Here is a 12,088-nt window from a genome sequence, read left to right as displayed (position 1 = left end):
TGTCCGAACACGATTCCAGAGCCAGTCAATGAGTGAACTTGAACCCGCAACAAAGCCGCCCAAGGTTCCCAATGCTTTACTGAGAGTTCCGATCCGAATTGTGACCCGATCTTCCACACCAAGTTCTTCAGCCAGACCTCTACCCGCTGCGCCATAAATTCCCGTCGCATGCGCTTCATCAATGATCAAGCTGGCGTTGTAGGTCTCTGCTAAATCACAGAGCGAGACCAATGGTGCGGGGATGCCATCCATGCTAAACAGGGAGTCGGTGACAATTATTTTTTTACCTGTACTGCTGGCTTTCTTAAGCTCGCGTTTGAGTTTATCCAGGTTGTCATGACGATACACGCGCAGTTTCGCACCCGATAACCGACATCCATCTATCAGGCTCGCGTGATTTAATCGATCACAAAAGATCGTATCTTGCTCATTTGCAAACGCTGAAATCACACCTATGTTCGCTGCATAACCGCTGGGAAACAGAATGGCATCTTCGGTTCCCTCAAAACTGGCCAGCCGTCGTTCGAGCCGCGCATGCCACTTTGTACGACCGCTTACCAGGGCACTGGCCTGCGCACCGACTCCCATTTCCGGCAAGACAGATGTGGCAGCAGAAATGACACGTTCATCATGCGCCAGATTAAGATAATCGTTACTGGATAAATTGACCAGTTCTTGATCTTCCAGAACAGACCGTCCCTCTGCAACCGGTTTGAATATTCTGCGAGATCGAAAGAGACCAGCGGCCCGCATTTTCTGCAATTCGTCATCAATCCATTCAGGAAGCTCTGGAGAGGACATACTGCTGTGAATACCTGTCAGAAAAAAATAAGATCACTCATGAATCACACCGCTGAATGGCAAACAATCGGAATCCTGTCCGACCGAATTTTCACTTCGGATACATTACGTCAACGAGATAACGTGATTACTTAAACGTTCAAATCCCTCTTCCGTGATCAGGTAATTATGTTCGATTCGCATTCCACCAATGCCTTCCACATAAACACCAGGTTCCAAAGTCACTACATCGCCGGCCAGAAGAACATCGGTACTTTCCGGCACGAGAATCGGTGATTCCGGGTGTCCCAACCCGATACCGTGACCGGCGTGATGTTGAAAGTTTTCACGATAACCGGCATCCCAGATCGGGGCAGCGGTCGCGGCATGCACGTCGGCACATTTTGTTCCGGCTTTGAGAGACGCTTCACCACCTGCCATGGCTGCCTGACATAATCCGAATAGTTTCTGTTGATCGACGGTCGGTTTACCGACACTGATTGTGTTCGTGAAATCACTTCGATATCCATGAATCACAACTGAGTAATCGAGGACAAACAGATCGCCCTTTTCCAGCACGTGCCCTGAAGGCAGTCCCCCCGCTTTGGGAATGGCAGGCGTAGAGGCTCGAAAGTCGCCATAAATAATCACGGGAAGTCCGGCAGCCTGCAGCACCGCAGCCTGGACATTGCGGAAGATGTCGAATTCACTTCTGCCTGCTTCAATCACTTCCCGCGCACAAGCATGACCGGCATCACAGGCCTGCATGCACTGTTTCAGCAACGCGATTTCATCCGCATGTTTCTGCCGACGTAATTGACGCAAAATACTGCCCAATTCAAGGCTGGCATTGGTCTGCGTGATTTCCAATTCCTGTAAGGCACCCACAGGTAACCATTCGGCTTCAACCGCGCCTGCACGTCCTTTTAATTGTGGAACTACTGACTTTAACGCTTTAAACAGCGCATGGTCACGATTTTCTACCGAGTGTTTATGATCGTACCATGGCTCAATCGCTTCATGATCCACAAAGAAGTCAGCAGCGGCAGAACGGAGGGTAAAGTTATCGCCAATCAATGTGACGCCCTGGTCCCGATCAAGCAGCAGCAGCGCCCGTTCTCCCCGCGAGAAACTACAGGGCTGCACGAGAAAGTTTGAAAGATAGAGAACATGACGCGGGTCAGCGATCAAGATCCATTCCAGGTGATCAGGAACCGCTTCCCACAAACGTTTCTGACGTGCCAGACAACCTTCTTTTGACAGCATAATATACTTCGTCCTTTAGACGGTAATAGCTAGAGAAAATGAGTGGAAGCTTAGTCGAAGCCTTTGTCAACCAGCCAGCGTTCGGCATCCAGGGCCGCCATACAGCCGCTACCTGCGGCGGTGATGGCCTGCTTATAATTGTCGTCAGCAACATCGCCGGCAGCAAACACTCCATCAACGCTGGTATTCGTTCGGAAAGGAATTTTCCACTGAATAAAGCCGCTCTCGTTCGTTTCAATCTGCCCTTTTAGAAAACTGACATTGGGTGTATGACCGATGGCAGCGAAATAGCCGGTGGCATCCAACTCTTCCGTCTGATCTTCGTCCAAAGTGCTTCTTATCCGTACGCCGGTCACACCTTTTTCATCATTGCCTAATACTTCATCGATCTGAGAATTCCATTTGACTTCGATTTTCTCATTTGCCAATGCCCGGTCTGCCATAATCTTACTGGCGCGGAATTCATCGCGACGATGCACGAGATAGACCTTCGAAGCAAATTTGGTCAGGAATGTGGCCTCTTCCATGGCGCTGTCGCCACCGCCCACAACGACTAGAGGCTTTTCGCGGAAGCGAGGCATGGCACCATCACAGACAGCACACGCGGAAACTCCCATATTCTTGAAGCGTTCTTCTGAATCGAGGCCTAGATAATTCGCTCGGGCTCCCGTCGCGATAATCACTGACAATGCCTCAACCGGTTCACCATTTAAGGGAGTGATTTTGAAGGGATGTGAAGAAAAGTCGACATCAACAACATCATCGGTGACGACCCGCGTCCCAAAATTAATCGCCTGCTGTCGCATTAACTCCATCAACTCCGGACCACTCACACCCTCACCTAAATGTGGGGCCATATATTTCCGCTTGGATTCATCTATCGAGACATCCAGATAGGCATTAAGGTTACCCGCGGGAAAACCGGGGTAATTTTCAACTTCTGTGGTTAAGGCCAACTGCCCCAAGGGCAGCGTCCCCTGTAAACGATTTTCTTCTGTGACAGCTCCCTCAAAGCAGAGGGGCTCCAGATTCGCTCTGGCTGTGTAAATACAAGCAGCCCAACCAGCGGGTCCTGATCCAATCACAACGACTTTTTCCGGCACTTTCATTCACCTCCTGATATGCATTCTCTCTGACTGAAATGAGCAAAACAGATTTTCAGTATGAGAAGTTGCTGATAGAATTATTTTCTGAAACACAACCAGCGTCCACACTTGACGCGTGTCACAATCCTAATGAAGTGAGGGCAGAAATTCCAGAAGGTGGTAGGACTCGTTTTTGAGCGGAATCAGAAAATCAGGAGAAAAAAAAAGGTGCTTCGAATCATATGAATGACTGAAGCACCTTTTCTGTGCTGAATGGAGACAAGTGCGGGCCAACGCCTGCCACCATCGCTGATTAACTTTAAAAGCATTCGTCATACCACTCAGAAAAAAATATACATCACTGGTCGTAAGCCATTTATTTCATGCCACTTATAGTATTATATATATTATGAACGGAGTGAGGCTCAATCAGAAAGCATCGTGAATGTGTCGCATAATGCAACAGGTGTTGCATTATCATGCGATGCAAAACAATACAATATGTTGCCTCACTGTGATTTCTAAGAAAAGCAGACCTCAGTCTTGCGAATTTGGACTTAGTTTTCCTATTGTGGAACCCCAGTCTATATCCGGTGTCAACAACAAGATGTGAATGCCCCAATAATGGCTTTATCGTCAGACTTGATGAGCGTTTAAAAGGAGAGTTCCGTGTCGAATGCTTCCACTGCACGGCCCAAAAAGTTTACCGTTCCCCGGTTTCTTGCTAGCAAGCAAAAAAAACAAAAAATCACTATGTTGACGGCTTATGAATTTCTATCCGCAAGAATTCTGGATGAGGCGGGTTTAGATTGCATTCTGGTTGGCGACACTTTGGGAATGGTCGTCCAGGGAAAAAGTACCACGCTGCCTGTGACAGTTGATGAAATGATCTATCATGGTGAAATGGTCGCCCGCGCAGTTCAACGGGCATTGGTGATCGTGGATATGCCCTTCATGTCATTCCATATCTCGCCCGCACAAGCTTTAGAAAATGCAGGACGTATTCTCAAGGAAACGGGAGCTGACGCAGTCAAACTGGAAGGGGGTCTGAATCAGGCAAAAACGATCGAAGCTATCGCTTCAGCCGACATTCCTGTCATGGCGCATCTGGGACTAAAGCCGCAATCAGTTCGCGCTATTGGAGGAATGGGAAAAATTCAACGCGATGAAGACCAACTAATTGCAGACGCTCTGGCAGCAGAAAGAGCAGGGGCGTTTGGAATATTGCTTGAGATGATCACCGCTCCCATTGCCCGGAAGATTACAGAGACGGTAACGATTCCCACTATTGGCATCGGATCGGGACCAGGATGCGACGGACAGGTTCTGGTTACGCCTGACATGTTAGGTTTGAATGCCGATTTTCATCCACGGTTCCTTAAAAAATACGCCGACCTCGCATCAGAGATGACGTCTGCGGTGAAAGCCTATGCAAATGAAGTGCGCGAAGGCGCATTCCCCGATGAATCTCATAGTCATACTTAAGGACAAAGGGAGATGTCACGGTTCATTGTTCCGACGGTTCAGCCGAAACGGAACGAACACGTTTTCCCAGACAGTTATCAATTCCCAGAACCAGCATCACCCATAAAGCGGAAAATGCTTCGCCTAGATTGATCTTGGAACTTCCAAAGCGGCGTTCTTCAAAAGTGAAGGGGACTTCCTGAAAAGTACATCCCACCCGTCGACAGCGATAAAGAATCTCTTCCTGAAAGGCATAACCTTTTGCACGCAACAGGGCAAAATCGATTTCGGCCAGCTTGGAAACCTGATAGCAACGAAAGCTTCCACTACAATCACGCGATTTCAGGCGCAGTAGCAGGCGCGCATACCAGTTGATGGCCCCACTCATAAAATAGCGTTTCGGTCCCCAACCTTCAATTTTTCCACCAGGCACATAGCGTGAGCCTATCGCCACATCAGCGGTATTAGTGGCTTCCACCAGCGCGGGCATAAAACGGGGAGGATGACTAAAATCAGCATCCAGATTTAAAACCAGATCATAGTGATTTTCAATCGCATATTGGAAACCGGCGATAGTGGCAGTTCCCAATCCTAATTTTCCGCTACGGTGTATAGAATGAATCCGTTGATCCTTGTTTCTTAGTTCTTTCGCATAATCCCCCGTTCCATCAGGCGAATTATCATCAATGACCAGAATCGCGGCTTGTGGCAGATATTGATGAATCTCAGGAATTAACAATTCCAGGTTTTCACGCTCATTATAAGTACACAATGTCACTAATAATCGTGGATGGTCAGAGTCTGTCATTAGAAATTTCGAGCCCAAAGAAAACAGCGGCTAATGATTATTTTGGAGGAACTAACAATGGTGGTAGCTGACTTTTAGCAGGCTCTGGCACTGGAATCAATGGCGCGCCTGCAGCATCTGCATCTTTGGGAAGAGGAGGGAGTGACTGATTGTTAATCACAGGCAGCTTCTTTGTCGGGGGTGGTGGCAGAGTAAGCGGCCTGGAAACCGGTGCTGATCGGGAAGGATTGAGTGGCGTCTTCTGCAGTTGCCCCTTTTTAGATTCAAAAGCAGCTCCCCGCGTTTTCTTCGGATCGACGACATAACCTGATTGCCCCCCTTTCTCAGGATTCATTTGCTTTTGGCCAACAACAGGTTGAGGATCCAGAAATGCCAGAAAATGATCTCCACGGCCTGCCAGGCGGGCTGCAGTTCTAATCACGTCAGTTGCCTGTTCCACCTGTCCATTAAAGTGTAAGACCACTCCAAACACAAACAGTCTTTCCGGATCACGAATATCTTCTTTGACCCACTCGGCAACCTGATGTAATAACGAATCTTTCGCGATTACATTGTCAGCACCAAAGAGCGCGATGAGGCTTTCGCCTGTAACAGGCCAACTGGGATCAAGAATCAATCCCTGTTTAAATTCGAAAGCAGCCCGTTTGTATTGTTTTAACGCTACAAGAGCAAAGCCCTTTTTGAAATGAGGTGTGGCGATATCTTTCGTGAGTGAAGCTGCCAGTTTGTAACGATCATAGGCTCTGCGGTAATCCTGTTTTTTAAAGTATTCATCCCCTTTCACCTGATTCCTCAGACTTAATTCTCTGGCATGCCTTGTGGAGGGAATGATGTGTCTTTGAATTTTCCGCGATGGTTTTGGGAGATAATTCTGATCGTTCCAGCGCGCGACATCGTTATTCAATGCATTATTCAGTGGGATATTGCTGGCAGCAGGACCGGGAGCGTTGAATGGTGTCGTATTTGGCAACAAGGGCAGAGTTCCCGGCACATTGCTATAAGGATATACGGCAGGAGGAGAATATCCCAGACCAGGAAGTATGGGGTAAAAGCCGTTTAACGAATAGCCTCCAGAAAATAAGACGGGATTGCCTGCGACAAAGGCATCGGTGCTGTAATAGCCAAAGCGATTATAAAAATACGGGCCATATGGGTTACCATAATAGGAACTACCTGGAAAGGAAAAGTTGAAACTGACGTTTCCCGAACGACCACCCACCGACCATCCCGGATTGGCCCAGGTACGACCATAATAGCGTGAATAAGAGTGACCGTGATGAGAGCGGTGGTGCTGATGCCCGTGAGCCGAATGGTGCCTTTGCGCAGAAGCCTGCTCTGGTAGCATATTTATCAGACAAGCCGTGCTCAGAATGAGAAGATATCGCATTTTTTTTCTCCCAATGGCCCAGCTTTAAATCAACGACTCTATTATGCACGTTAATTTAGTCAAAAGCAAGGTTTGTTCAATCGATACAATTAATTGCTTTTGACAGCGTTTTAAGAGTATAAAGGTCCATACGAGCAAACGTCATGATACTGAGAAATTGTATAAATTTGTTTTCACGTACAATTCCCACTTCTAGATCAGAACCGCTATCTGGAACAGAGAAAAAATTTGTTGTGACTGTTCCAGACAGCTCTGATCGACAAAGTTTACATGGAACTCAGGCAGCTTGGAGAAACTTGAGAGGCATGTTTCTCAGCAACAGAGGCATGGAGATGTTGCAAACCATGCAACAAAAATAGCTGACAGGAACAGGTGGCTCCTCAAAATAGTCACAGTCACCACGGTCAAATGTAAACACCCCTTCGATATACAGCCCGCCTATTTTCACACATATCAAGGGGCACATCTGATCTTTTCCAATCGGAAATTTCCCCCAGATTAACCAACCGTTACGAAGCACATAACCGTGTGAAAATTGACGTAACCTTTTTATCTGATAATGACTTGAGACATTCAAGCGACGATTACAGCACGCCGATAGTTTGTAGCAGTCGCAATGAGAATTCATATCTGAATGATCGAATGAAACATTTCGGATGTGAATTGGGATGATGCTCGTGAGAGTATCAACCACAATCGAAAATACTGAAATTACTATTGTAAAGGAATGATTCCTTTAAACTTCAAGCCAGCGCGAGTTGTTGATTTCAAATTTAAAATTGAAAGCAGTCCCTCAAGGAACAAAACAAGATTCGCGCCGTAACCGTAAATGATGTGACATAAGAGGCACATCAATCTGTCTATGATGGTCAGAATTCGACCTAAGAAGGAGACGCTATTCTATGAAATGGATTAGTCTGTTAAGTGCACTTGTTGTAGCATTGGGGATGAATGCCGTTGCACAAGCAGATCTTTTTGACCTTTCGCTTAACCGCGGGGCTGCAAAGAGCTGTGAATGTGCCTCGACCTGTCAACCCGAGTGTTGTAAACCCACTATTACGAAACCATGCGAGCCAAACGTTTATACCTATCAACGTGCGTGCTCCAACATTAAACCACCTTGCTGTGGTGAAACTGCTCCTGCTTGCTGCAAGCCTGCTCGAAGGCTGCGTGGCTGGTTCAAACGTCGCTGCTGCGATAATGAATCAAGCTGTGACAAAGGAAACTGTAACACAGGAAATAACTGCTGCACACCAGCTCCAAAAGCATGTGCTGCTCCAGCTCCCAAGGCTTGCTGTGCTCCTGCTCCCAAGGCATGTGCTCCAGCTCCAAAAGCTTGCTGTGCTCCTGCTCCTAAAGCATGTGCCCCAGCTCCAAAAGCTTGCTGTGCTCCTGCTCCCAAAGCATGTGCTCCAGCTCCTAAGACCTGTGCTGCACCAGCTGCAGACTCTTGCTGCAACGAAAAACCTTGCTGCAACGCAGATCCTTGCGAAATCGCAGAACTGATCTACAAATCTCAAACAGCTTGTTATGCTAAGCACCGTCGCAAAGCAATTCACAAGTTGGGCGATAAGTTCACCTGCGAATGCAACCCTGAAATCATGTGTGCTTTCATCTACGCTTTGAACGACGCTGACGAACGTGTTCGTGCTAAAGCTGCTGATGAAATTGGCGACCAGCTTCGAAAGAACAGCTGCTGCTGCTCTCCTGAACTGACCGCTGCACTGACTTGTGCTCTGGGTGACTGCGACAAAAAGGTTGTACGTGAAGCTACTCAAGCACTGAGATTATGCGGATACGATGTTGTTAAAGGTGACTGTGGCAAAGCTTGCTGCGACACTACATGTGCTCCTGCTGGATGCTCGCCTAATGCAGCTCCTGCTCCTGCACCAACCTCAGATCCTAAGGCTTACTTCCCCAGCCGACTGCAAAACCAAAAGCAGTCTCGTAGTCTGACCGGAAACAGCCTGTCAAATCTGTTCGGTTTGATTGACTGATCAATCGCTGATCAATTTCAGATTGACTGAAAAAGACGAAAAACGGCTCTCCTGCAAAGGGGAGCCGTTTTTTTTTGTGTCCAAGAAAAAAGCAAACCACTATTGAATTCTTTTGATTCTGGACAGTATAATCCGAATTAGTCAGGCTTAGTACCTTAAAGACCGATAACCATTAGACTTAAAATAATGATTCGTAAACGGTATTAAGATTTGATACGATAGAGTTCTCCTGCCAGTTAACACTACAAGAAGTTACGAATTGGAAAAGTGTGTTGTAACTTCCCTCCTTACCAGCAACTCATTAAGACGAGAAGCATCCTGCCAACTAAAGTACTACTAAGTATAACTGTTCACGATCAAGCAAATTAAATCGTAACCCTGTAAAGACACATGTTGTTTGACTCAGAAATCAAATTGAATTGGCCTGACTGACTCCTGATCTACAGCCGTCATTTCAGAATTAAAGGTTCTCATCATGCGACGTCGAAAATTCCTTAAATACTGCACTGGAGTTTTAAGTTCTCTCTATGCTCTCCTCCTGGCCGTGCCCGCATTAGGATTTTTGTTTTCGACTCTCAAACGAGGTCAACAAAAAAAGGAAGCTTACAAACTGGCTAAATTGAATGAACTGGAGCCAGATGTTCCTCAGCGGTTTACTATCATTGATCAGAGGGTCGATGCCTGGACGAAATATCCTTCCGGTCCGATCGGATCAGTCTGGATCAATAAATCGAATGATGAAACAGTCACTGCATTTTCCTCCACATGTCCGCATCTGGGATGTGTAGTTGATTATGTCCCGGGTGAAAAAGAATATTTTTGTCCGTGCCACGCAGCGACTTTTGAAGCAGATGGATCCATGGTGAGTGGTCCCCAACCACGAGGAATGGATCAACTGAGAACTTCGATCAAAACCATCCGTGGCGAGAAGTGGGTTGTTGTGGAATTTCAAAAGTTTGAAACCGGAATCGTAGAAAAAGTCCCCATCAACTAACGCTGAGTGATGACAGACACACTCTGACACTTTACTCCGTTGATGTAATCATTTTAATTTCCCTTAGGGAGATGTTTCAGTGCTGGCAGAAAAAATCAAAGCGTGGGTCGATGAACGAACCGGATACAAGAATTTCTTGCATGCGATTTTCTTGTTGAATTTTCCGACGAAAAGACGCTCACGCTGGCAATATATCTGGGGAGGTGCACTGGTATTGATGATGCTGGTGGAAATCGTGACTGGCACTTTACTGATGACAGTTTACAGCCCTTCTGAAGCAGCTGCCTGGGGTAGCGTGCATTATATCGAGACTCAGGTCGATCTAGGCTGGCTTGTGCGTGGCCTCCATCATTACACGGCACATATGATGATTGTCGCCATCATTGTTCAGATCTTCCTGGTCATTCTCTCTGCCGGCTATCGTAAGCCCAAAGAATTTATTTACTGGACCAGTCTACTGCTTGGCGGTGTGATTGTTGGATTAGCAATTACAGGAAACCCGCTCCCCTGGGATCAAAAAGGCTACTGGTCCTATCAGATAGAAACTGGAATCGCAGGCACGATGCCTGGGATTGGTTCCACTCTCCGTTCACTTGTTGTGGGTGGAAGTGAGTTTGGAAACCTCACATTAACACGCCTCTATACCATTCACGTCATTGTATTACCTGTCATTGCCATTCTGTTGTTTACAATTCATATGGCTCTGATTCGTAGAGAGCGTCTCCGAACGGCAAAAATCAAAGAAGCTTCTGATGATCCAGATGTCGACTTCGAACTGGATGAAGATGATCCCGTCAAAGATGAAATCACACAGCCATACTGGCCCTATCAAACAACACGCACGCTGATTTTGGCCTTGGTTCTAATTGGAATGGTTGTGATACAACTGGTGGTCTATCCTGAGATTAAAAACAAGCATGTCGATGTCGGCGTACTGGATTGGGAAGCAGACCTGAAAGCAAGTGAAATCAAACTCGAAGCGCCCGCAGACAGCTCCATTCCGTTTGTCGCGCGTCCCGAGTGGTTTGTCCGATTTCTGTTTGAACTCAGACACATGGTCCCCAAGGAACTCGAAGTCTTAGTTACCGCTGTTTTACCTGTTCTACTTCTTGCGATACTGGTACTGGTTCCTTTTTATGAGAAAGTATTGGGAGAGAAGTGGGGACAACGGTTTGCAATCTTCGTATACGTTGGTGGCTTTCTCATTATTGCGGGAATTAGCTGGTGGGGCATTAAGACAGAACGAAGTTCTCCGAACTACGCATTGAACCGCGCGCAGGAAATTGCATACGCGGCACGTGCCAGTTGGTTAGCCAGTCAGAATGGTGTGCCACCGGAGGGACCTGCCTCTTTGCTGCGGAATGACCCTAAATCGATGGGACCGATTATTTTTGCCCGTCACTGTGGAATCTGCCATACCTGGAATGGTCATGACGGAACAGGGCACTATCTGATGGAGATGAAGGAAGGCAAGAAAGTTAAAGCCACTCCACGAGCATCTGATTTGGCAAAATTCGCCACGACAGACTGGATCTCTGAATTTTTAATGGACCCGAAAGCCAACAAATTCTTTGGTCATCTTGGTACAACGAAGGGGGGAGATGCGATTCTGAACGGGGACATGGCTGACTGGGCCGACAGCAATGTTGGCACAGAAGGAGTTCTCAGCAAAGAAGATATTGAAGCCGTCGCAGCACTCCTCGCTCGCGAAGCCAAACGTAGAGATTATGAGCCCGTCAGCGATGAAGTCATCAAACGCGGTATCTCTGTTTTCAGCGGCATCAACTTCAAAGACAAAGCGGGCAAAGTCATCGACTTTGATGGTTACTGTGCACAGTGCCATGCCATGAAAGCAGGCGACCCGGAAGAAGAGGGGGGCGGCGCTGCCCCAGATTTAAATGGCTATGGCTCCGAACAATGGCTCTCCAGCTTTATTCGCAACCCGGCTGCAGAAAAATTCTACGGAGAGAAAAACGTGATGCCCGGCTTTGAAGAATCAAAAATCTCCCAACATGACTTGAACCTGCTCGTCAAATGGATGCGAGAAGAATGGCAACGGCCTACACCCGAGAAATAACCATACTTCTCGTTTTATAATCAATCAAAGGCACGGACCAATTTAAGTCATTCAAAGCATCCTTTCTTCCAGAAGTTCAGGTGAACTGTTTCGCTCTTGACTCAGCCGAACCTGCATCCATAATGCGTTAATGCGCGTCGCGCGCGAGATGCGTTTTTTGCGCACTGCTTTTCGAGAACACTGAAGATCTCACTACTATAAAAGTCCCTCTGTTTTGAAAATCTTCACCT

Annotated in this window: 10 protein-coding genes; 4 read left to right on the top strand and 6 right to left on the bottom strand. The window is 47.1% G+C overall.

What is annotated here, in order from left to right:
• From Q0668_RS12280 to Q0668_RS12270, 3 genes are all read right to left on the bottom strand, one after another.
• On the bottom strand, positions 1 to 801 hold an 801-nt coding region (locus tag Q0668_RS12280), incomplete at its 3' end, for an aminotransferase class I/II-fold pyridoxal phosphate-dependent enzyme (protein WP_298864916.1).
• A 105-nt stretch (positions 802 to 906) separates the two neighbouring features.
• Complete coding sequence (locus tag Q0668_RS12275) at positions 907 to 2,046, bottom strand: Xaa-Pro peptidase family protein (protein ID WP_298864914.1); 1,140 nt, start codon at positions 2,044 to 2,046, stop codon at positions 907 to 909.
• Positions 2,047 to 2,096: 50 nt separating this feature from the next.
• Positions 2,097 to 3,149: an FAD-dependent oxidoreductase gene (locus Q0668_RS12270; RefSeq protein WP_366918896.1), complete on the bottom strand. Its 1,053-nt coding sequence runs from the start codon at positions 3,147 to 3,149 to the stop codon at positions 2,097 to 2,099.
• Positions 3,150 to 3,800: 651 nt separating this feature from the next.
• On the opposite strand from Q0668_RS12270, the gene panB reads away from it, so the two are divergent.
• Positions 3,801 to 4,616, top strand: a complete 816-nt coding sequence (gene panB / locus Q0668_RS12265) for a 3-methyl-2-oxobutanoate hydroxymethyltransferase (protein WP_298864908.1) — start codon at positions 3,801 to 3,803, stop codon at positions 4,614 to 4,616.
• Between the two features lie 22 nt (positions 4,617 to 4,638).
• Here panB and Q0668_RS12260 read toward each other — a convergent pair whose 3' ends face one another.
• From Q0668_RS12260 to Q0668_RS12250, 3 genes are all read right to left on the bottom strand, one after another.
• A complete protein-coding gene (locus Q0668_RS12260; RefSeq protein WP_298864905.1) occupies positions 4,639 to 5,403 on the bottom strand; it encodes a polyprenol monophosphomannose synthase in 765 nt (254 codons plus the stop codon).
• Between the two features lie 37 nt (positions 5,404 to 5,440).
• Positions 5,441 to 6,790 carry a hypothetical protein gene (locus Q0668_RS12255; RefSeq protein WP_298864902.1) on the bottom strand — a complete coding sequence of 450 codons (1,350 nt, stop codon included), beginning with the start codon at positions 6,788 to 6,790 and terminating at the stop codon, positions 5,441 to 5,443.
• 1,090 nt (positions 6,791 to 7,880) lie between these two features.
• The gene (locus Q0668_RS12250) at positions 7,881 to 8,267 is read right to left on the bottom strand and encodes a hypothetical protein (RefSeq protein ID WP_298864922.1); all 387 of its coding nucleotides are present in this window, start codon (positions 8,265 to 8,267) and stop codon (positions 7,881 to 7,883) included.
• Between the two features lie 85 nt (positions 8,268 to 8,352).
• Between Q0668_RS12250 and Q0668_RS12245 the strand changes: the two genes are divergently transcribed.
• The 3 genes from Q0668_RS12245 to Q0668_RS12235 all read left to right on the top strand — a co-directional run bounded on the left by Q0668_RS12245 (position 8,353) and on the right by Q0668_RS12235 (position 11,858).
• Positions 8,353 to 8,787: a HEAT repeat domain-containing protein gene (locus Q0668_RS12245; protein ID WP_366918895.1), complete on the top strand. Its 435-nt coding sequence runs from the start codon at positions 8,353 to 8,355 to the stop codon at positions 8,785 to 8,787.
• A 475-nt stretch (positions 8,788 to 9,262) separates the two neighbouring features.
• On the top strand, positions 9,263 to 9,781 hold the full coding sequence (locus Q0668_RS12240) for a Rieske (2Fe-2S) protein (protein ID WP_298864900.1): 519 nt from the start codon (positions 9,263 to 9,265) through the stop codon (positions 9,779 to 9,781).
• 79 nt (positions 9,782 to 9,860) lie between these two features.
• Complete coding sequence (locus Q0668_RS12235; protein WP_298864897.1) at positions 9,861 to 11,858, top strand: cytochrome b N-terminal domain-containing protein; 1,998 nt, start codon at positions 9,861 to 9,863, stop codon at positions 11,856 to 11,858.
• Positions 11,859 to 12,088: the final 230 nt, after the last annotated feature.

Source organism: uncultured Gimesia sp. (assembly GCF_937910335.1).
Taxonomy (GTDB): domain Bacteria; phylum Planctomycetota; class Planctomycetia; order Planctomycetales; family Planctomycetaceae; genus Gimesia.
The sequence above is the reverse complement of the archived record's forward strand: the minus strand, read 5'-3'. Positions and strand labels throughout refer to the sequence as shown.